This is a genomic window from Novosphingobium sp. BL-S-21 (assembly GCF_055521655.1).
On the sequence record NZ_CM145496.1, the window covers coordinates 2859548 to 2880846 of the forward strand.

Here is a 21299-nt window from a genome sequence, read left to right on the forward strand (position 1 = left end):
TTAAAGGGCCGGGTTGTTGTAGCAGTGCCAGGTGAAGATCGCCGCGGCGCCGCGATGGGGGCGCCAGGCTTCGGCCAGTTCCCGCGCTTCCTTCTCGCTCGGGCGCGCTTCCAGGCCGAGGATCTTGTGCATGCCGGCCTGCACCGCAAGGTCGCCGGCCGGCCAGATGTCCGGGCGGCCTTCCGCGAAAAGCAGATAGATTTCCGCGGACCAGCGGCCGATGCCCTTGATGCGCACAAGCTGGGCGATTGCCTCCTCGTCGTCCGCGGGCAAGTCGTCGAAGTCGAGCGTGCCGGCGATCACCAGTTCGCAAAGGCTGCGCGCATAACCCTGCTTCTGACGCGAAAGCCCGCAGCCGCGCAGGGCTTCGAATTCGGCGGCCAGCAAAGTTTCGGGCGCGATCCCTTCGCCCAGCAGGTCCTCGAGCCGCTGCCACACCGAAGAGGCCGCCGCCACCGACACTTGCTGGCCCACGATCGTGCGCAGGAGCGTGGCGTATCCGGTAGGGCGGATGCGCGGTTCGGGGTAGCCGGCCGCATCCAGCGCTCGGGCGATGGCGGGCTCTCGCCCCGCAATCGCGTCGAGTCCCAGTTTCAGTGCGCCAGCGCTCAAGCCCATAGTTCGATTACCTTGCAAAAGGGGATTGCAGCCATTAGCAGCCGGCCCCAAAGGCCGAAACCAGCATGTTATGATACATGCAGTATCAAAGAGGATCGACGAGAATGCCGCAGATCATCGTCATCAATCAATCGGGCGAAGAATCCACCGTTGAGGCCCTTGAAGGCCGCACCCTCATGGAAACGATCCGCGACAGCGGTTTCGACGAGCTTCTGGCCCTCTGCGGCGGCTGCTGCTCCTGCGCGACCTGCCACGTCCACATCGATCCCGCCTTCGCCGACAAGCTGCCGGCCATGAGCGAAGACGAGAACGACCTGCTCGACAGCTCGGACCATCGCAACGAATACTCGCGCCTGTCCTGCCAGGTGCCGATCACTTCGGTGCTCGAAGGCTGCAAGGTCACGATCGCGCAGGAAGACTGATTCTGCGATGACCTGACGCTCCGGCAAGACGGCCTCCGGGCCGTTTTGCGCGGGCACCGGCCTGCGTCCCATCGGACCTCCCCTCCGGGATGAATTCTTGAGGGGGGCGAGGCGGAAAGCGGGCAGGCGCCGCGGGCCGGGGCGCTTGCCGGACCACGAGACGGGCATAAGACGGGGAGCAAGGCGAATGGCCTGCTCAAAAAACTCCGCAAATCATTTGCGCCTTTCGGTCTGACTTCCTACCTGTGCCGCCATGACTGCACCGATCCCCCAGCGCTCCACTCTCGACCTCATCGGCAACACCCCGCTCGTCCTGCTCAAGGGACCGAGCGAAGCGGCCGGATGCGAGATCTGGGGCAAGTGCGAATTCGCCAATCCCGGCGCCTCGGTGAAGGATCGCGCGGCCTTGTGGATCGTGCGCGATGCCGAAGCGAAGGGCCTGCTCCAGCCCGGCGGCACGATCGTGGAAGGCACGGCGGGCAACACCGGCATCGGCATCGCGCTGGTGGCCAATGCGCTGGGCTACAAGACGATCATCGTCATGCCGGAAACGCAGTCGCGCGAGAAGATGGACACGCTGCGCGCGCTGGGCGCCGAGCTGGTCCTGGTGCCGGCCGCGCCGTTCTCCAACCCCGGCCACTTTGTCCACACCTCGCGCCGCCTTGCCGAAGAGACGCCGGGCGCGATCTGGGCCAACCAGTTCGACAATATCGCCAACCGCAAGGCCCATATCGAAAGCACCGCGCCGGAAATCTGGCAGCAGCTGGACGGCCGGATCGACGGCTTCACTTGCGCTGCGGGCACCGGCGGCACGATCGCGGGTACCGGCCTCGGCCTCAAGGCCTTCGACGAGAACATCACCATTGCGCTCACCGATCCGCACGGCGCGGCGCTCTACAACTACTATGCCCATGGCGAGTTGAAGGCCGAAGGCTCGTCGGTCGCCGAAGGCATCGGGCAGGGACGGATCACTGCCAACCTCGAAGGCGCGCCGATCGATACCCAGTTCCGCATCTCGGACGAAGAGGGCCTCGAATGGGTCCGCCGCCTGCTTTCGGAAGAGGGGCTCTGCCTCGGCCTGTCCTCGGGCATCAATGTGGCGGGCGCCGTGGCGCTGGGACGCAAGCTGGTGGCCGAAGGCAAGGCCGACGCGCGCGTCGCCACGATCCTGTGCGACACCGGATTCCGCTACCTCTCCTCGCTGTTCAATCCGGAATGGCTGGAATCGAAGAACCTGCCCGTCTTCCCATGGCTGCGATCCTGAGGTAAACGGTCTGTCGATGGCAGGACACATTCCGCCTACAATGGTTGAACCGATCACCGCACCGCAGCACTTCGTGCCGCCCACTGCGCGCGAGCTGCGTTCGCAGGCCGTTCACCGCCTCCAGGTGGGGCTGTTCGGCCTTTGCGCGATGCTGCTCATCGTGGGCCTGGCGAACATCATCAACGATCGCACCCGGCTGATCGATACTTCCGATCCGATCCAGCAGGTCGTTGCGGTCGATGCCAAGCCGAAGAAGGCGTCCAGCGATCCGCTCGCGGACATCGGCGTGGTTCCCGCCGCCGATCCCAGCCCCTCGGCTCCGCCCGCGCCGATGACGGATCCCGAAGTAACCGGCGCTCCGGCAGACGGCCAGTAAGCTGCGCCCAGCGCTGACGCTTCTGGCGGGCGCGGCCATGCTCGCGGCCACACTCACGAGTTGCGGCGAATCGGCGGCGCCGCGCCGCGATCGCGTCATCGGCCTCTATACCAGCCTGCCCATCGTCTGGGGCGAAAGCGGCGATGTACGCGAACTGCTGGCGCCTGAGCGCGCCCGGCACTGGGCGCTTGCACCGCTGGATGAGGCAGGCCGCCTGACCCCGCTCGACACGCTGGCCGGGCCGAACGGGCGATTGCCGCTCCCCTCGGGCGCGCTGCTGGTGCTGGCGCAGCCCCGCCCGCTTTCGCCGCAGGAAAACGTGGCGCTGGACCGCTGGGTGCGGGACGGCGGGCATCTGCTGCTGTTCGCGGACCCCATGCTGACCATGCCGTCGCGCCACGCGCTGGGCGATCCTCGGCGGCCGCAGGACATGGTGCTGCTATCTCCCATCCTGGCGCACTGGGGATTGGCGCTGGAGTTCGACGCGGGCCAGCGGGCCGGGGAACGCCTGGTCCAGACTTCCGCCGGGCCGCTTCCGGTCGACCTTGCGGGCCGGTTTCGCGCATCGGGGAATTCCGGGGAAGGACCATCGTCCTCGGGAATTTCGGGGAAAGCGGGGAGCGATGGGGACGGCGCCGTGCCGGCGGGAAAATCCGGGACCGGCGGGAAAAGCGGGGACGAGACTGCCTCCTGCCTTTTCGAAGCGGATGCAGTTCTGGCGCGATGCAGGCTGGGGAAGGGGCGGATCCTGGCCATTTCCGACGCAGCCTTGCTCGAGGACCCCGAAGATGTGTCCTCGCTGGACTTGCGGCGTAAAACGTTTGCCAGGCTCATCGAACAGGCAAAAAGTGGGGATTGACGGGCAGGCCCGGGATCGATGCGGATATAAGGGAAAATCCGCGTAAAATCAGCGCTATCCATGGTTTCGCAGGTGCTAACGGAACAGGACCTGGGATGACCCGTGTCTAAAATCCGAAGAAATCCGCCGATTAATTCCCTCTGATCCCCACATTTCCCTTTAATCCCCAAAATTCCCGTTATAAAAGCATTGTCAATCGGAATGGCTGAGACTCGCCGTGTGCTGCTTGCAGTACCGGAACCCTGCCGCGTGAGCGCGTGGCGGGAAGGGTCGCTGTCATGCCCGAGAGGCAACCTTAGGGGCGAACAGGGACCATGGCTGGGCAGCCATACATCTACAACGGACAGGGCTTCTCGCTGCTACGCGACAAGAACCGTTTCGTGCTGCCCAATGCATTTCGCGGCACCGTGCGCGAATCGAGCGGCAAGGACCTGCTCTGCCTGACCACCCATGACCGCTGGCCCTGCCTCGTCGGCTTCGGCCTCTCGCGCATCCAGGATTTCGAGCAGGAAATCCGCGAGCAGCAGGAAATGGCCGTCCGCGCGGGCAAGGACTTCGACGCGGAAAAGCGCGCCAGCGACATTTACGCCTCCTACGAAGTGCCGTTCGACGGCAGCGGCCGTTTCGTCCTGCCCGACGATCTCGGCGCGCTCGCCAATGTCTCCGACCAGCTCTACTTCCGCGGCAATGGCCGCTTCTTCACGGTGTGGAGCCCGGAAAACCTCAACACGATGGACGATAGCTGGAAGGCGGCACAGACCGCCTGTGGCAGCCTTGCGGCCAAGGAACTTCAGAAAGCTTCGAAGAAATGAGCGCCTCTCGCACCATACCCGAGGGCGTTCCCCACGTTCCGGTGCTCCTTGAGGAGGTCGTCGCCGCCCTGAACCCCCGGGGCGGCGACGTCATCGTCGACGGTACCCTGGGTGCGGGCGGCTATACCCGCCGCCTGCTCGATGCGGGCGCGACGGTTCACGCCTTCGACCGGGATCCCGATGCCATCGCTGCAATCGTGGATAACCGCGAAAAATGGCCGGAGCTGGACGCCGTTCCGCCCCGCCTCGTGTTGCACGCCCGGCGCTTCTCCGAAATGGTCGAGGGCCTTGCAGAAGCGGGAGTCGACAGCGTGGACGGCGTCGTCATGGATATCGGCGTGTCCTCGATGCAGCTCGACCAGGCGGAGCGGGGCTTCGCGTTCGGCGCCGATGGCCCGCTCGACATGCGCATGAGCCAGTCCGGGCTTTCCGCCGCCGACTTCGTGAACGAGGCGGACGAGGCGGGGATCGCCGACGTGCTCTACCTCTATGGCGAGGAACGTCAGTCGCGCCGGGTGGCGCGGGCGATCGTGGCCGCGCGGCCCATCGCGACCACGGGCGAACTCGCCAGCGTGGTGCGCAAGGCCGTGGGCTACAACCCCAATTACAAGGGAGCATCGGCGCCGAAGGATCCGGCGACGCGCAGCTTCCAGGCGATCCGTATCCATGTGAACGGAGAGCTGGACGAACTCGACGCCGGGATGGAAGGGGCCGAAACGCTGCTGCGCGCCGGGGGGCGGCTGGCGATCGTGACCTTCCACAGCCTTGAGGACCGCAAGGTCAAGCGCTTCCTGCGCGATGCCGCCGGCCAGGCCCAAAGCACTTCGCGGCACCTGCCGCAAGTCGCTTCGGGATCGCAGGCGACGTTCGAACACGTGGCGAAGGCGGTGCGGCCCGGGGAAGCGGAACTTGCCGCCAATCCCCGTTCCCGATCCGCAACCCTGCGCGCCGCGGTGCGCACGGAAGCCTCACCCAGAACGACTGGCCCCACGAAATCGGCCCGGAACGGCCGCGAAGACCCCAGGAGCGCCGCATGAACCTCACTCGCGATCGCGTCCATTCGATCGGATGGATTTCCGTGCTGCTGGTCTGCGGGGCGCTGACGATCGGCCTGACGCTGCGCGTCAACGCGGTGAAGAGCCAGGTTCACGATACCGAGAAGCGGATCGTGTGGGTGCAGCAGGACATCAACTTCCTGGAAACGGAATTCCAGACCCGTTCGAACCAGCAGGCGCTCAAGGAACTGAACGACGTCGAGTTCGGCTACAAGGCGCCGACCGCGGGTCAGTACATCGAAGGCGAGCGCCAGCTTGCCGCGCTGGGCATGCCGGTGGGGCCGGGTGCGCCGGCGCCGATCCGCTATGCCAATGCCGACAAGACCGGCGAGGGCACGCAAGCGGAGGGCGGCAACGGCGGACTGCTGGCCATGGTGTCGCCCGTCTCCGGCGCCACGGCCGCTGCCATCGCCCAGGGCGAAGCCAAGGGCGCGGGCGGCAAGAACCGCGATCCCGAGCGTGACCAGATGGCGCGTGACGCCGCGGCGCTGGGCAGCCGCCTGGCGCGCATCGAGGTGGCGGAGGCCGCCCAGCAGTGAACGCTCCGGCCTTCCCGATCGGAGCGATCCCCACCACGGTTTCCACCGGCCGGCGCAAGCTGTTCAACGTCCGTCAGCAGTCGCTGCTGACGGCGAAGATGCGCACGCTCTGGATTCTGGGGGTGTTCACGCTCATCGGGCTTCTGGCCTTCTTCCGCATCGTCTACCTGGGCGTGACCGGCCCCTCCGTGCGCGGAGGCGACCTTTCCGACTTGCTGATCCCGCAGCGCGGCGAGATCGTGGACCGCAACGGCGTGCCGCTCGCGCGCGAATTCCGTACTTATTCGCTCTGGTTCAACCCCAAGGCGATGACCGAGGGATCTTCGCTGGTCCACACCCCGGCCGAGATCGCCGATGGGCTGATCCGCATCTTCCCCGATCTCGACCGCGCCGAACTGATCGCCAAGCTCTCGTCCGACAAGCCGGGCTACTTGCGCAAGTCGATCCTCCCGGAGGACGCCAACAAGGTCCACGCCCTGGGTGAGCCGGCGCTCGAATATCCGCAGGAAGCCACGCGCTTCTATCCGCAAGGGTCCATGGCGGCCTCGGTGCTGGGCTATGTCGATACCTTCGGCAAGGGCCAGGTCGGCATGGAAGAGGCGTTCGACAAGCAGCTTACCAGCCCCGAAGGCCGCGAGACCCCGGCCGTGCTCTCGATCGACTTCCGCGTGCAGAGCGCGCTGGAAGACGAACTCGGCAAGGGCATGGCGCTGAGCAAGGCCAAGGGTGCGGCAGGCGTGATCCTCGATGTCGACACCGGGGAAATCCTGGCGCTGGCCTCCTTGCCCTCGTTCGATCCCAACCACGTCCAGCCCAGCGACCTCGTCATCACCGAGGAGCAGGCCAAGGCCGGAGACGTGCCGCGCGGCTTCAATCGCGTGACCAACCAGGTCTATGAACTCGGCTCCACCTTCAAGCCGATCACCGTCGCGGCCGCGCTCGATGCCGGCACGATCACCGACTTGCGCCGTCGCTGGCCGGCGACGCCGCTCCACGTCGGCAAGTTCACGATCCACGACCTGCACAACTACGGCAGCTCGCTCAACGTGCTGGAAACGCTGATCCATTCGTCGAACACGGTCACGGCGCATATCGCGGACGAACTCGGCGGCGAGCGGCTCAAGAAGACGATGGAATCGCTGTCGATGAACCAGCGGCCTTATGTCGAACTGCCGGCGCGCGGCTTCCCGCTCTGGCCGCGGGGCGAATGGCCGCGCCTGCGCACCATGACGGTCGCCTATGGCCACGGCATCGCGGTTACCCCGCTGCATCTGGCCAACGCCTATGCCGCGCTCGTCAACGGCGGCATCTGGCGCCCGACCACCCTGAAAAAGCTGGAGCCTTCGCAGGTTCCGGCAGGACGCCGCGTGTTCACCGCCGCCACGAGCGCCCGCATGCGCCAGCTCCTGCGCATGATCGTGTCCTACGGCACGGGCCGCAAGGCCGACGCGCCGGGCTTCCGCGTGGGCGGCAAGACCGGCTCTGCCGAAAAGCCCGGCGTCGGCGGCTATCGCAAGCACTCGCTGGTGGCGACGTTCGCCGCGGCTTTCCCGATGGACCGCCCGCGCTATGTCGTCATCGCCATGATGGACGAGCCGCAGGGCACGGAAGCCACCTCGTTCCAGCGCACCGCGGCCTGGAACTCGGCGCCGGTGATCCAGCGCGTCGTCCCGCGCATCGGCCCGCTGCTGGGCGTCATGCCCGACGAAACGCGCGACATCGACATTTCCGACCTCAAGCCCCTGATCCCCGCCGGAACCGCTGAAGAGTGAGCCTCGAAGAATGAAATTGTCTGCCCTCTGCGCCGCTGCCGGCATCCCTCTTGCCGAGGGCTCCCTTTCGGCCAGCAATCTTGCGGGCAGTGCAGACGAGACGGGCAATGTCACCGGCTTTGCCATCGACCACCGCAAAGTCGCGCCCGGCACGGTTTTCGGCGCTTTTCGCGGTGCGAAGTTCAATGGCGAGGACTACATCGCCGCCGCCGTCAAGGCCGGCGCCATTGCCGTGGTGGCGCATCCCGATGCCAAAGTCGAAGGCGCCGTCCATTTCGCCGATCCTGAGCCGCGCCGCCTGTTCGCGCGCCTCGCCGCGCCGTTCTTCCAGCCGGTTCCCGAGACCCTGGTGGCCGTCACCGGCACTAACGGCAAGACCTCGACGGTCGAGCTGACGCGCCAGATCTGGCGCATGGCGGGCCAACGCGCGGCCTCGATCGGCACGCTGGGCGTCACCACGAGCGACGAAACCGTCTCGACCGGGCTGACCACGCCCGACATCGTCACGTTCCTCGCCAACCTGACCGGCCTCGCGCGGGAGGGCGTCACTCATGTCGCCTACGAGGCGTCCAGCCACGGCCTTTCGCAGTACCGCATCGAGGGACCGCGCGTTTCGGTGGGCGCCTTCACCAATCTCTCGCGCGACCATCTCGATTATCATGCCGACATGGACGATTACTTCGCGGCGAAGATGCGCCTGTTCGACGAAGTGGTCGTCGATGGCGGCACCGCCGTGATCTGGGCCGACGATGCCTGGTCGGACAAAGCCATTGCCCATGCCGAAAGGCGCGGGCTCAAGACGTTCACCGTGGGTGCCAAGGGCACCAGCATCCGCCTCTCGGGTCGCAAGCCGGGCGGACTCGGCCAGAAGCTGGAGCTCGAGCATGAGGGCAAAGCCTACGTGCTCGAGCTTCCGCTCATCGGTGCCTACCAGGCCGCCAATTCGCTGGTGGCGGCAGGGCTGGTGCTGGCCAGCGGCGGCGCTGCCCATACGACTTTCGATGCCCTGAAGCGCCTCGTCACCGTGCGCGGGCGGCTTGAGCGCGCAGCGATTTCCTCGGTAGGCGCGCCGGTCTATGTCGACTATGCGCATACGCCAGACGCGCTGGAAGCGGCCATCGCGGCGCTCCGTCCCCATGTGGAAGGGCGCCTGATCGTGGTCTTCGGCGCCGGCGGCGACCGCGACCAGGGGAAGCGGCCGGACATGGGCCGCGTGGCCAGCGAAGGCGCGGACGTGGCGATCGTCACTGACGACAATCCGCGCGGCGAGGATCCAGCGGCGATCCGCGCGATGGTCCTGGCCGGAATGGGCAAGGATGCGCGGGAAATCGGTGACCGGCGCGAGGCGATCGGCGCGGCCATCGCCGAGGCTGGCCGGGGGGACATCGTCCTCATCGCGGGCAAGGGGCATGAACAGGGGCAGATCATCGGCAGCGGCGACTCCGTGCGCGTCCTGCCATTCGACGACGTAACCGTGGCCAGGGAAATGTCTGGTCCGCAGGGAAGGTAGTGCGATGAATGCTGTAGCCCGGATCCTCGATTGGCCCAGTGATTCGATCGGGGGAAGCGACGCCGCGGAGGAGAACCCGCTGGCCCCGTCGACGCAAGGCCTGTGGGATTCCGCCACGCTTGCGCGGGTGCTCAAGGGTGCGGCCAGCAGCGAGTTCACCGTCTCCGGCGTAGAGATCGACAGCCGCGACGTTCAGCCCGGAGACTTGTTCTTCGCGCTCAAGGGCGAGGCCATGGACGGCCACCGCTTCGTCGAGGGGGCTTTCGCCAAGGGTGCGGCAGCGGCCGTGGTCGACCGACCGGTCGATGGGCCGCACATCCTGGTGGAGAACACCACCGAGGCGCTGGAACTGCTCGGAAACGCCGGCCGCCTGCGCGCCCGCGGCCCGATTATCGGCGTGACCGGGTCGGTGGGCAAGACCGGCGTCAAGGAAGCGATCTGGGCCGCGCTCGACCGCGCCAGCCGCGGCGATGCCCACCGCTCGGTCAAGAGCTACAACAACCACGTCGGCGTGCCGCTCAGCCTGGCGCGCATGCCCGCGCGCGCCCGTTTCGGCATCTTCGAAATGGGCATGAACCACGCGGGCGAGATCGCCGGGCTGACCCGGCAGGTCCGTCCGGGCGTCGCCGTCATCACCACCCTCGCGCCGGCCCATATCGAGATGCTGGGCTCGATGGAGGCCATTGCCGATGCCAAGGCGGAGATATTCGAAGGGCTGGAAGAGGGCGGGATCGCCGTGATTCCGGCCGACAGCCCCTATTTCAACCGGCTGAAGGAAGCCGCGGTCGCCGTCGGCGCGCAAGTCGTTTCCTTCGGCAAGGCCCGCGACGCCGACGTCCGTCTGCTGGACGCGGTGCCGGCGATCGGCGGCGGCTCGCTGGTGACCATCGACATGGGCGACCGGCGCGTCTGCTATACCGTCGCGTCGCCCGGCGAACATCACGTGATCAATTCACTCGCGGTCATGGCCGCAGTGCGCGGGGTGAAAGGTGACCTTGGCGCTGCAGGCGTGGCGCTCGCCGAAATGGGCGGGCTGCCGGGCCGGGGCGCGCGACTGGAAATCGACGTTCCGGGTGGGGAGCCCGACGTCGATGCCGATGCAGCCGGTCGCCGCCCCGCGTCGCCCCGCAACGGTGGCAAGGCGCTGCTGATCGACGAGAGCTACAACGCCAATCCGGCCTCGATGCGGGCGACGCTCGACCAGCTCGGGCGCACCCCCGCGCATCGCCGCATCGCCGTGCTGGGTGCGATGAAGGAACTGGGCAGCCACGGCCCCGATTACCACGCCGCGCTGGCCGGCCCGATCCGCGAGGCGGGAGTCGATTACGCCGTGCTGGTGGGCGAGGAGATGGCCCCGCTCGCCCAAGCTCTTGAAGCCGCCGAACATTCAGGGGAACTGGGGAAATCCGCTAGTCTTCCGCTTGGCAAGACGGTGCCCTTCGCGCATTGCCTGAGCGTGCGGGAAGCCGTGGATGCACTGCGCGAATTCGGTCTCGAACGGGATGACGTCATCCTGGTCAAAGGCTCGAATTCGGTGGGCCTGTCTTCCCTCGTGAACGCGCTCGACAAACAGGAAGGGTAGGGGGCAACCCCGCAAGATGCTGTATCTCATCGCAGATTGGTTCCATTACGAGGGACTGTCCAACCTCTTCCGCTACCAGACGTTCCGTTCCGGCGCGGCGCTGATGACGGCGCTGGGCCTTGGCCTGCTGATCGGTCCGCGCTTCATCAACATGCTGCGCGTGCGCCAGGGCAAGGGCCAGCCGATCCGCGAGGACGGCCCGCAGAGCCACCTTGCCAAGCGCGGCACCCCCACGATGGGCGGGCTGATGATCCTCACCGCGCTGGTCAGTTCGATGATCCTGTTCATGGACGTGACCAACCCCTTCGTCTGGGCCTGCGTGGCCGTGACCGTGGGCTTCGGGATCATCGGATTCCTGGACGACTATGACAAGGTCGCCAAGCGCAGCACGGCCGGCCTGTCGAGCAAGTTGCGCCTGGGGCTGGAGTTCGTGGTGGCGGGCATCGCCTCGTACATCATCGTCAGCCAGCTCAACACCAACCTCTATGTGCCCTTCCTGTCGGGCCGCTACATTCCGCTCGGGCCATTCTACTACGTCTTCGCGGCCGTGGTGATCGTGGGCGCGGGCAATGCCGTGAACCTGACCGACGGCCTGGACGGGCTGGCGACGATGCCGGTCATCATCGCAGCGGGTACTTTCGCGATCATCTGCTACCTGGCGGGCCGCGTCGACTACGCCAATTACCTCGGCATTCCGCACGTTCCGCGCGCGGGTGAACTCGCCGTGTTCTGCGCCGGGATCATCGGCGCCTGCCTTGCCTTCCTCTGGTTCAATGCCCCGCCCGCGGCCGTCTTCATGGGCGATACCGGCAGCCTTGCCCTCGGCGGCGCGCTCGGCGCCATTGCCGTGGCCGCGCACCACGAGATCGTGCTGGCCATCGTCGGCGGGCTGTTCGTGCTGGAAGCGGCTTCGGTCATCATCCAGGTGTTCTGGTTCAAGCGCACCGGCCGCCGCGTGTTCCGCATGGCGCCGATCCATCACCACTTCGAGCAGAAGGGCTGGAAGGAATCGACCGTCGTGATCCGCTTCTGGATCATTTCAATCGTCCTTGCCGTCCTCGGCCTCTCCACGCTCAAGCTGCGATAAGGGGCGCCGGGTCTTGATCGTCTCCCCCGCCTTTGCCGGAAAACGCTACGCGGTGCTCGGACTCGCGCGCTCCGGACTCACGGCGGTGGAGACGCTGCTGGCCAGCGGCGCCCACGTCATGGCGTGGGATTCGCGCGAAGAGCCGCGCCACGCCCTCTGCGCGCGCCGTCACGAGGAAAGCATCGAAGTCGCGGACCCCGTCACCGCCGACCTGACGGGCTATGACGGCGTAGTCGTCTCGCCGGGCGTACCGCTCAACAAGCACCCGATCGCCGAAGCCGCGCGCCGCCATGGTGCGCCGGTGATTGGCGATATCGAGCTTTTCGCGCTGGCCCGCGGCAGCCTTCCCGCGCACCGCGTCGTCGGCATAACCGGCACCAACGGCAAGTCGACCACGACGTCGCTGGTCTGCCACCTGCTGGAAAGCGCCGGTGTGCCCACCCGCGTCGGCGGCAATATCGGTGTGCCGGTGCTGGGCGAAGATCCGCTGCCGGAGGGCGGCGTCTACGTGCTGGAGCTGTCCAGCTACCAGATCGATCTCACCCGCAGCCTGGACTGCGACGTGGCCGCGCTGCTCAACATCACGCCGGACCATCTCGACCGCTATGACGGGTTCGAGGCTTATGCCATGTCCAAGGCGCGCCTCTTCGCGATGCAGGACGCCGCGCGCCCCGCCATCTTCGGGACCGGCGACCGCGAGACCTCCGACATTGCCGAGACCGAGGAACTGCGCCGCGCGCCCGACGCCGTCCGCCGCGTCGGCGGGCAGGACCTTGCGCCGCTCCAGAAGGACTGGCCCTCGCTGCAAGGCCCGCACAACCTGCAGAACGCCGCGGTGGCCGTCGCCATCGTCGAGGCCCTGGGCATTCCCGCGGAGCAGTGGCAGCCCGCGCTGCGCACCTTCAGCGGGTTGCCGCACCGCATGGAGCGCGTGGCCGAGGCCGGCGGCGTGCTCTACATCAACGACAGCAAGGCGACCAACCCGGCCTCGACCGCACCGGCGCTGGCCGCGTTTCCGCCCGATCCCGAGCCGCGCCTCCACTGGATTCTCGGCGGTCTTCCCAAGGGCGACGACCTTGACGAATGCGCGCCGTTCTTCGGCAATGTCGCGGCTGCCTATACCATCGGCGATGCCGGGCCGCGCTTCGCGGAAATCCTCGCGCCTTACACCGAAGTGCACCGCAGCGAGATGATGGCCGAAGCCATCCGCGATGCGATGACCCGCGCCAGGCCCGGCGACGTCATCATGCTTTCGCCCGCCTGTGCCAGCTTCGACCAGTTCCGCGACTACGAAGCGCGCGGACTGGCCTTCCGCCAGATCGTCGAGGCTCTGCTCGAACTTCATGGCGAGCAGGAGCAGGGCGCATCCGCCGATACGCCCGAGGGTGAAGGCGAAGATGGGGTGAAGCACTGATGGCCACTGCCGCTCCCGGTTCCGCTTCGGGCGTTCAGCCCGCCAACGTCCGCTACAACCGCAACCGCCGGGGCCAGCTGGCGATCTGGTGGCAGGAGATCGACCGCACCGTCCTGGCCATCGTGCTGATCCTCATGGGCATCGGCGCCGTTGCGGTGGCGGCCGGTTCGCCCGCGAGTGCGCGGCGCCTGTCTACCGCGCATGAAAAGCTCTCGCAGCTCCACTTCTTCTGGCTGCACTTGCGCTGGCAGTTCGTGGGCCTTTGCGCGATGTTCTGGGCGTCCAGCCTGTCGAAGGACAGCGCGCGCCGCGTGGGCATCCTGATTGCTGCCGTCATGCTGGTCGGGCTGGTGCTGGTGCCGGTGATCGGCTCCGAAGTGAACGGCGCGCGGCGCTGGCTGAAGCTGGGCTTTTCGATCCAGCCGTCGCAGTTCCTGGGCTCCGGCTTCCCGATCCTGCTGGCCTGGATCCTGTCCTGGCGCGCGCGCGATCCGCATATTCCGGTGGTGGCGATCTGCTTCTGCCTCATGGGCCTGCTGGGCGCGCTGCTCATGGCGCAGCCGGACTTCGGTTCCACCATGCTGTTTTCGGGCACGTTCTTCGTGATGATCCTGCTGGCGGGCATTCCGCTCAAGCGCATCGGCATGTTCGCCGGGCTGGGCGTCGCGGGTATCGTCCTGATGTATTTCACATACGACAACGGCCGCAACCGCATCGATTCCTTCCTGTCCGGCGGCAATGCCTTCGACCAGGTGGACCTTGCGCAGCGCACGCTCCTGAACGGGGGATGGTTCGGGCAGGGCTTCTGGATGGGCGCGCGCAAGATGGCGCTGCCCGAAGCGCATACCGACTACATCTTCTCCGTCATCGGCGAGGAATTCGGGCTGATCGCCTGCGTCGTCATCGTCATGATCTATCTTGCCCTGCTGACGCGGGTCATGCTGCGCCTGGTGGACGAGGAGGACCTCTTCACCGTGCTCGCCGCCTCGGGCATCGCCTCGCAGTTCGGCGGGCAGGCTTTCATCAACATCCTGGTCAACCTGCAGCTCTTCCCGTCGAAGGGCATGACCTTGCCGCTGATCAGCTACGGCGGCTCGTCCACGGTGGCCATGTGCATGACCGTCGGCCTGCTGCTGGCGATCACGCGCCGCAATCCGTTCATCAAGCGCGAGAAGTTCTCACTGCGCGCCGTTGGAGACTTTTCTTCATGAGTTCGGCCGTATCCGGCTCGGTCAGCCGCCACTACGTCCTCGCCGCGGGCGGAACGGGCGGCCACCTCATCCCCGCCTTCGCGCTCGCCGCGGAGTTGGACCGTCGCGGCCATCACGTCGCGCTCATCACCGACGAGCGCGGCGCGGCCATTCCCGGCAAGCCCGACTATCTGCCCGCTCATGTCCTGCCGCAGGGCCGGATTGCCGGCAAGAACCCGCTGAACTGGCTCAAGGGTCTCAAGGGCATCCTGTCCGGCCGCGCGATGGCGCTGCGCCTGTTCGAGAGTTTCGAGCCGACTGCCGTGGTCGGCTTTGGCGGCTATCCCGCCCTGCCGACGATGCTCGCCGCCCGTTCGGCGAAGATCCCGACGGTGCTGCACGAGCAGAACTCGGTGCTCGGCCGGGTGAATCGCTACTTCGCCGGCAAGGTCAACGCCATCGCCACGGCCTTTGCGCAAGTGGACCGGCTCGATCCAAAGCTGGCGGACAAAGTCACGCTGGTCGGCAATCCGGTGCGCGAGGAAGTCCTGGCCCTGCGCGACGCGCCGTTCCCCGAATTCGGTGAGGACAGCCTGCTGCGCATCCTGGTGACCGGCGGCAGCCAGGGCGCCCGCGTGCTTTCCGAAGTCGTGCCTGACGGCCTTGCCATGCTGCCCCCGGCGCTGCGTTCGCGGCTCCAGGTGATCCAGCAGTGCCGGCCCGAGGATATCGATGCCGTGCGCGCGCGCTATGCCGGCCACGGCATCCCCGCCGAACTCGCGACTTATTTCGAAGACATGGCCGAGCGGCTTGCCGGCGCCCATCTCTTCATCGGCCGCTCCGGCGCCTCGACCATCGCGGAGCTTACCGCGGTCGGCCGACCGGCGATCCTGATCCCGCTGCCGATTGCCACCGACGACCACCAGGCCGCCAATACCCGCGAGATCGTCGCGGCCGGCGGCGCCCGCGCAATCCGACAGGAAAGCTTCACCGCGACCATGCTCGCGAAACAGATTCAGGCCATGGCCCAGCACCCCGAAACCCTTGCCAACGCCGCCCACGCCTCGTGGAACTGCGGTTATCCCAATGCCGCCAGCGATCTTGCCGACCTTGTCGAAAGCTTCGGCGCAGCCCCGATCATGGACGTGATCCGCCTGGAGAAAGCCATGCCCGCCAAGGGCGGCGAGGCGCGTGCTCAAAGTGGATTGGCCAAGAGCAAGCTCGCGAAGGAGCCCGCACAGTGAGGGGCGTCGGCACCGACATCGGCACGATCCACTTCGTGGGCATTGGCGGCATCGGCATGTCCGGCATTGCCGAAGTGATGCACAACCTGGGCTATTCGGTGCAGGGCTCCGACATTGCCGAGGGCTACGTGGTCGAAGGCCTGCGCGGCCGGGGCATAAAGGTGATGATCGGCCAGGCGGCGGAGAACGTCGAAGGCGTCGCCGTGGTCGTCACTTCCACCGCCGTGAAGCGCGATAATCCCGAAGTCGTCTACGCGCTCGAAAACCGCATTCCGGTGGTCCGCCGCGCGGAAATGCTGGCCGAGCTGATGCGCCTCAAGAACACGGTGGCCGTGGCCGGTACGCACGGCAAGACCACCACGACATCGATGGTCGCGGCGCTGCTCGATGCCGGCGGGGTCGATCCCACTGTCATCAACGGCGGCATCATCAATTCCTACGGTTCGAACGCGCGCCTCGGCGCTTCGGACTGGATGGTGGTGGAAGCCGACGAGAGCGACGGTTCGTTCCTGCGCCTCGACGGCACCATCGCTGTCGTCACCAACATCGATCCCGAGCACCTCGATCACTACGGCTCGTTCGACAAGGTGAAGGACTCCTTCGTCGAATTCATCGAGAATGTGCCCTTCTACGGCGCGGCGATGCTCTGCATCGATCACCCGGAAGTGCAGGCGATCATCCCCAAGGTGCGCGACCGCCGCGTGGTGACATACGGCTTCTCCGCCCAGGCCGACATTCGCGGCGAGAACGTGACGCCGATCCCCGGCGGCAACCGCTTCGACGTGGCCCTGCGCCAGCGCGACGGCTCGTTCCGCCGGATCGAGGGCATCGAATTGCCGATGCCGGGCCGCCACAACGTCCAGAACGCGCTCGCCGCCGTGGGCGTGGCGGTGGAGATGGGCTGTTCGGAAGAGTGCATCCAGACCGGCTTCTCCAAGTTCGGCGGCGTGAAGCGCCGCTTCACCAAAGTCGGCGAAGTCGAGGTCGAGGGCGGTGTCGTCACCGTGATCGACGATTACGGCCACCACCCGGTCGAAATCCGCGCCGTGCTGGCAGCCGCCCGCGAAGGCGTGCGCAATCGCGTCATCGCCGTGGTCCAGCCGCATCGCTTCACGCGCCTGCGCGATCACATGGAAGACTTCGAAGCGGCCTTCAACGATGCCGACGTGGTCTACGCCGCCCCGGTCTATGCCGCGGGCGAGCAGCCCATCGAAGGCGTCGATTCCGAGCACATGGTTTCGGGCATGAAGGCGCGCGGACATCGCTCGGCGCAAGTCGTCGCCGGACCGGACGCGCTGGCCGATGTCCTGGCCACGTCGATTCAGGCGGGCGACATGGTCGTCTGCCTCGGCGCGGGCGACATCACCAAGTGGGCAGCCGGTCTTGCCGACGCGATCGTCAAGCGGAGGGCTGCTTGAGCGAAGCGCCAAGCCTTCCCCAGGTAGCCGGCAAGCTCAAGGCCGATGCGCCGCTGGCGCCGCTCGTCTGGTTCAAGTCGGGCGGCGCGGCGGAGTGGCTGTTCGAGCCGAAGGATCTTGCCGATCTGCAGGGCTTCCTGCGCGATCTCGATCCGTCGGTCCCGGTCATGGCGCTCGGCCTCGGCTCCAACATGATCGTGCGCGACGGCGGCGTTCCGGGCGTGGTGATCCGGCTCGGCAAGGCTTTCGCGAAAGTCGGCCGCGTCGATGAAGTCACACTGGAATGCGGCGGCGGCGCCAGCGGCATCCTCGTTTCCTCCACCGCGCGCGACAACGGCATTGCCGGTGTCGAATTCCTGCGCTCGATCCCCGGCACGGTCGGCGGCTTCGTGCGCATGAACGGCGGTGCCTATGGCGTCGAGGTCAAGGACGTGCTGGTCGATTGCGACGTGGTGCTGCGCGACGGCACGCTGGTCACCCTGAACAACGCCGACCTCGGCTATACCTATCGCCATTCGCAGCTGCCCGAAGGCGCCGTGGTCGTCGCTGCGCGCTTCAAGGGCCGCGCGGGCGAATCCGAGGCGATCCAGGCCGAGATGGACCGGATTTCCGCCAGCCGCGAAGCCAGCCAGCCGCTGCGCAGCAAGACCGGCGGCTCGACGTTCAAGAACCCGGAAGGCCACAAGGCCTGGCAGCTCGTGGACGAAGCCGGATGCCGCGGCCTGACTCTCGGCGGCGCGCAAGTGAGCGAGAAGCACACCAACTTCCTGCTCAACGTGGCCGACGCCACCAGCAGCGATATCGAGGCCCTGGGCGAGGAAGTCCGCCGCCGGGTCAAGGAAAACTCGGGCGTGACGCTCGAATGGGAAATCCAGCGGGTTGGACTATCCGCTGAAGCAAGAAGTGAGTTGACGCAGTGACCCTCTCCAAGCTCCACGTCGCGGTCCTGATGGGCGGTTGGTCGAACGAACGGCCGGTCTCGCTGATGAGCGGCGAGGGCGTGGCCAAGGCGCTTGAGTCCAAGGGCCACACGGTCACGCGCATCGACATGGACCGCGATGTCGCGCTGCGCCTGTCGGAGGCGAAGCCGGACGTCGTGTTCAACGCGCTCCACGGCGCGCCGGGCGAGGACGGCACGGTGCAGGGCATGATGGACCTGATGGGCCTTACCTACACGCATTCGGGCCTCGCCACGTCGGTCATCGCCATCGACAAGGAGCTGACCAAGCAGGCGCTCGTACCTCACGGCATTCCCATGCCCGGCGGCCGCATCGTCGAGAGCGCCACGATCCACGAACGCGATCCACTGCCGCGTCCCTATGTGCTCAAGCCCGTCAACGAGGGTTCCTCCGTGGGCGTCGCCATCGTCACCGATGAGGGCAATTACGGTAATCCGATCGCGCCGGACGCCAAGGGCCCGTGGCAGGAATTCGACCGCCTGCTCGCCGAACCCTTCATTCGCGGCCGGGAACTGACCACTGCGGTGATCGGTGATCGCGCTCTGCTGGTCACCGAACTCAAGCCCAAGTCCGGCTTCTACGACTTCGACGCCAAGTATACCGACGGCATGACCGAGCACGTCTGCCCGGCGGAAATTCCGGACGAGATTACGGCGGCCTGCAAGGACCTTGCCTTGCGCTCCCATCAGTTGCTGGGCTGCAAGGGCGCCAGCCGCGCCGACTTCCGCTGGGACGACACGCAGGGGATCGAGGGTCTGTTCCTGCTGGAGGTCAATACCCAGCCCGGCATGACGCCGCTCAGCCTGGTTCCCGAGCAGGCGCGCGCCTGCGGCATGGAATATCCCGATCTCGTGGAAGCAGTGATTGCCGAAGCGCTTGCCGACGCCGGAAAGGTCGCCAAGGGGGCCAAATGAGCCAGACGATCCGGCGCAAGCCGAAGACAGCGCGAAAGGCCGCCGCGGCCCAGAACACCAAGGCCAAGGTCCGCCAGGCCAAGGCGACCAGCGGCACCGCCGTCGATACGGTGATGAGCTGGCTGCCCTTCACCGAGGAGCAGCTTCACAAGATCTTCCTCGTCGCCATACTCGGCGGCGCGGGCTTGCTCATCTGGGTCGTGGCCAATGCGGCCGGCGTGCCGATGCTGGCGGGCAAGCAGTTCGCCCAGGTCGCCGCCGATGCCGGTTTCGAGGTGAAGCGCGTCGAAGTGCGCGGGGTGAAGAACCTCAACGAGCTGAAAGTCTACGAAAAGGCCCTGGCCGAGCGCGACCGGGCAATGACCCAGGTCGATCTCGACGGGCTGCGCAGCGAACTGCTGGGTCTGTCGTGGGTGAAGGACGCGCGCGTCTCGCGCCAGCTGCCGGACACGCTGGTGATCGACATCGTCGAGCGAGAGCCCCATGCGGTGCTCCGCAAGGCGGACCGTTTCGTGCTCATCGACGAGACCGGGCAGGAACTGGAAGCGATCAACCGGAAGGACGCCAAAGGCAAGCTGATCGTCTCCGGCCCAGGTGCGGGCCAGCAGGTGACCCAGCTCGGCCATCTGCTCGAAGCGGCGCCGGCGCTCCAGCCGAAAGTGCAGGAAGCGGAATGGATCGGCAACCGCCGCTGGAACCTGACGTTTCAGACCGGGCAGGTGCTGGCGCTGCCGGAAGGCGACACCGAATCCGCCGGGGCGCTCGTCACTTTTGCCCGGCTTGACGGCACCAACCGGCTGATCGGCGGCAAAGTCACGGCTATCGACATGCGCGCGAAGGACCGCATCTACTTGCGGGTCCCGGACGCCGAAGGACAGGAACTGGCGATGAAGGCGGGCGCAGTCCCCCATACGAGCGTCGAAGCGAGCAGCCAGAGTGCCGCCGCAGCGGAGGAACAGTGATGGCACCCCCACGCATCACCCGGGTGTTCGGCGCGGTCAACATCGGGTCCTTCCGCATTTCCGCCATTGTCGCGGGCATGTCCGAGATGGGGGACATGATCGTGCTCGGCTCGGGCCACCGCGCCAGCCAGGGCATCAAGCGCGGCTTCGTCACTGACATGGCCGCCGCCACTTATGCCGTCCGCGATGCCATCGACCGGGCGGAGAAGATGGCCGACACCAGCGTCACCAAAGTCTGGATCGGCTGCTCGGGGGCGGGGCTCGCCAGCCGCATCGACCAGTTCGATGCCGAGATCGGCGGCCGCCGCATCGAGCAGGAGGATATCGATCAGCTCCTGATCTCGGCGCGCGAAGTGATCCAGCCCGACGGGCGCATGGTGCTCCATGCCCAGCCGGCGCAATATCGCCTGGACGGTGCGCACGGCGTGGGCAATCCCAAGGGGCTCCATGCCGAGCGGCTTGGCGTCGACATCCACATAGTCCTGGCCGACGGCGCTCCGATCCGCAACCTGACCGAAGCGGTGCAATGCGCGCATCTCGAAGTGGAGGCCGTGGTCGGCTCGCCCATCGCGGCGGGGCAGGCGTGCCTCTCGCCCGAGGAGCGTGACCTGGGCGTGGCGCTGGTGGAATTCGGCGCGGAAGTCACCAATGTCGCGGTCTATTCGCATGGGCTGCTGATCGACATGATCTCGATCCCGATGGGCTCGGCCGACATCACCGACGCCGTCGCCTCGGCCTTCGGCATTCGCCGGTTCCAGGCCGAGCGGCTCAAGTGCGTGAACGGCTCCGCCATCGCCAGCCCGCACGATCACCGCGAGATGATTCCCGTCAATGCGCCGGGCGAGGAAGGCACCGGCCCGATCGCCCGCCATGCCGATGACAAGAACCGGATCCCGCGCGCCGAACTGATCGGTGTGATTACCGGCCAGCTCGGCATCCTGATGGAAGAAATAAACAAGGCGCTGAAGTTGATGCGCTTCAACGCGCAGCGCGGCAAGCAGGTGGTCTTCACCGGGGGCGGCGCGGAACTGGTGGGATTGGCCGACTATGCGCAGGCGGCGCTGGGCAAGCCGGTGCGCATCGGCCGCGTGCCGCACCTTTCGGGACTGGCCGAAGCCCACGTAAAACCGGGCTTCTCCACGCTTGCGGGACTGGTTCTCTATGCCGCCGCGGACCCGATCGACATTCGCACCTTCGGCAAGAACCGCCAAGGTACAGTGAGTTACAGCGGTCTTGGCGTGGTCAACCGCGTCTATAGAGCATTGAAAGAGTACTTTTGAGCAACTGTTTGGAAGATGCCCG

The 21299-nt window shown here is 66.7% G+C and carries 20 protein-coding genes; 19 read left to right on the forward strand and 1 reads right to left on the reverse strand.

Features of this window, described 5'->3' with window-relative positions; all coding sequences use genetic code 11:
• Entirely contained in the window at positions 1–618 is a 618-nt protein-coding gene (locus ACZ1J6_RS22145; RefSeq protein ID WP_132261743.1) for a DNA-3-methyladenine glycosylase family protein, read from the reverse strand.
• A gap of 104 nt (positions 619–722) precedes the next feature.
• Here ACZ1J6_RS22145 and ACZ1J6_RS22150 point away from each other — a divergent pair, with 104 nt between their 5' ends.
• The 19 genes from ACZ1J6_RS22150 (at position 723) to ftsA (ending at position 21277) form a co-directional block, all read left to right on the forward strand.
• The gene (locus ACZ1J6_RS22150) at positions 723–1040 is read left to right on the forward strand and encodes a 2Fe-2S iron-sulfur cluster-binding protein (RefSeq protein ID WP_132261744.1); all 318 of its coding nucleotides are present in this window, start codon (positions 723–725) and stop codon (positions 1038–1040) included.
• Between the two features lie 253 nt (positions 1041–1293).
• Positions 1294–2304 carry a cysteine synthase A gene (locus tag ACZ1J6_RS22155; RefSeq protein WP_132261746.1) on the forward strand — a complete coding sequence of 337 codons (1011 nt, stop codon included), beginning with the start codon at positions 1294–1296 and terminating at the stop codon, positions 2302–2304.
• A 40-nt stretch (positions 2305–2344) separates the two neighbouring features.
• Positions 2345–2680, forward strand: a complete 336-nt coding sequence (locus ACZ1J6_RS22160; RefSeq protein ID WP_431568676.1) for a hypothetical protein — start codon at positions 2345–2347, stop codon at positions 2678–2680.
• Between the two features lie 37 nt (positions 2681–2717).
• The gene (locus ACZ1J6_RS22165; protein WP_431568677.1) at positions 2718–3539 is read left to right on the forward strand and encodes a DUF4350 domain-containing protein; all 822 of its coding nucleotides are present in this window, start codon (positions 2718–2720) and stop codon (positions 3537–3539) included.
• Positions 3540–3853: 314 nt separating this feature from the next.
• Positions 3854–4351, forward strand: a complete 498-nt coding sequence (locus ACZ1J6_RS22170) for a division/cell wall cluster transcriptional repressor MraZ (protein ID WP_132261749.1) — start codon at positions 3854–3856, stop codon at positions 4349–4351.
• Entirely contained in the window at positions 4348–5388 is a 1041-nt protein-coding gene (gene rsmH / locus ACZ1J6_RS22175) for a 16S rRNA (cytosine(1402)-N(4))-methyltransferase RsmH (RefSeq protein ID WP_431568678.1), read from the forward strand. The genes ACZ1J6_RS22170 and rsmH overlap by 4 nt, the downstream gene beginning before the upstream one ends.
• Entirely contained in the window at positions 5385–5945 is a 561-nt protein-coding gene (locus ACZ1J6_RS22180) for a hypothetical protein (protein ID WP_132261752.1), read from the forward strand. Before rsmH ends, ACZ1J6_RS22180 begins: the two co-directional genes overlap by 4 nt.
• A complete protein-coding gene (locus ACZ1J6_RS22185; RefSeq protein ID WP_132261754.1) occupies positions 5942–7717 on the forward strand; it encodes a peptidoglycan D,D-transpeptidase FtsI family protein in 1776 nt (591 codons plus the stop codon). Before ACZ1J6_RS22180 ends, ACZ1J6_RS22185 begins: the two co-directional genes overlap by 4 nt.
• A gap of 10 nt (positions 7718–7727) precedes the next feature.
• A complete protein-coding gene (locus ACZ1J6_RS22190) occupies positions 7728–9227 on the forward strand; it encodes a UDP-N-acetylmuramoyl-L-alanyl-D-glutamate--2,6-diaminopimelate ligase (RefSeq protein WP_431568679.1) in 1500 nt (499 codons plus the stop codon).
• Between the two features lie 4 nt (positions 9228–9231).
• Positions 9232–10809 (forward strand): UDP-N-acetylmuramoyl-tripeptide--D-alanyl-D-alanine ligase, encoded by a 1578-nt coding sequence (locus ACZ1J6_RS22195; protein WP_431568680.1) that lies wholly within the window; start codon positions 9232–9234, stop codon positions 10807–10809.
• A gap of 16 nt (positions 10810–10825) precedes the next feature.
• A complete protein-coding gene (gene mraY, locus ACZ1J6_RS22200) occupies positions 10826–11896 on the forward strand; it encodes a phospho-N-acetylmuramoyl-pentapeptide-transferase (RefSeq protein WP_132261758.1) in 1071 nt (356 codons plus the stop codon).
• Positions 11897–11909: 13 nt separating this feature from the next.
• Positions 11910–13310, forward strand: a complete 1401-nt coding sequence (murD, locus tag ACZ1J6_RS22205) for a UDP-N-acetylmuramoyl-L-alanine--D-glutamate ligase (protein ID WP_431568681.1) — start codon at positions 11910–11912, stop codon at positions 13308–13310.
• Entirely contained in the window at positions 13310–14521 is a 1212-nt protein-coding gene (locus tag ACZ1J6_RS22210; protein ID WP_134095114.1) for an FtsW/RodA/SpoVE family cell cycle protein, read from the forward strand. Before murD ends, ACZ1J6_RS22210 begins: the two co-directional genes overlap by 1 nt.
• Positions 14518–15744 (forward strand): undecaprenyldiphospho-muramoylpentapeptide beta-N-acetylglucosaminyltransferase, encoded by a 1227-nt coding sequence (murG, locus tag ACZ1J6_RS22215; protein ID WP_431568682.1) that lies wholly within the window; start codon positions 14518–14520, stop codon positions 15742–15744. Before ACZ1J6_RS22210 ends, murG begins: the two co-directional genes overlap by 4 nt.
• Positions 15741–17162 carry a UDP-N-acetylmuramate--L-alanine ligase gene (murC, locus tag ACZ1J6_RS22220; protein ID WP_431568683.1) on the forward strand — a complete coding sequence of 474 codons (1422 nt, stop codon included), beginning with the start codon at positions 15741–15743 and terminating at the stop codon, positions 17160–17162. The genes murG and murC overlap by 4 nt, the downstream gene beginning before the upstream one ends.
• Positions 17159–18082: a UDP-N-acetylmuramate dehydrogenase gene (gene murB / locus ACZ1J6_RS22225; RefSeq protein WP_431568684.1), complete on the forward strand. Its 924-nt coding sequence runs from the start codon at positions 17159–17161 to the stop codon at positions 18080–18082. Before murC ends, murB begins: the two co-directional genes overlap by 4 nt.
• Positions 18079–19035 (forward strand): D-alanine--D-alanine ligase, encoded by a 957-nt coding sequence (locus tag ACZ1J6_RS22230; protein WP_431568685.1) that lies wholly within the window; start codon positions 18079–18081, stop codon positions 19033–19035. The genes murB and ACZ1J6_RS22230 overlap by 4 nt, the downstream gene beginning before the upstream one ends.
• The gene (locus tag ACZ1J6_RS22235) at positions 19032–19997 is read left to right on the forward strand and encodes a cell division protein FtsQ/DivIB (RefSeq protein ID WP_132261769.1); all 966 of its coding nucleotides are present in this window, start codon (positions 19032–19034) and stop codon (positions 19995–19997) included. Before ACZ1J6_RS22230 ends, ACZ1J6_RS22235 begins: the two co-directional genes overlap by 4 nt.
• Entirely contained in the window at positions 19997–21277 is a 1281-nt protein-coding gene (ftsA, locus tag ACZ1J6_RS22240) for a cell division protein FtsA (protein ID WP_134095109.1), read from the forward strand. The genes ACZ1J6_RS22235 and ftsA overlap by 1 nt, the downstream gene beginning before the upstream one ends.
• Positions 21278–21299 lie beyond the last annotated feature (22 nt).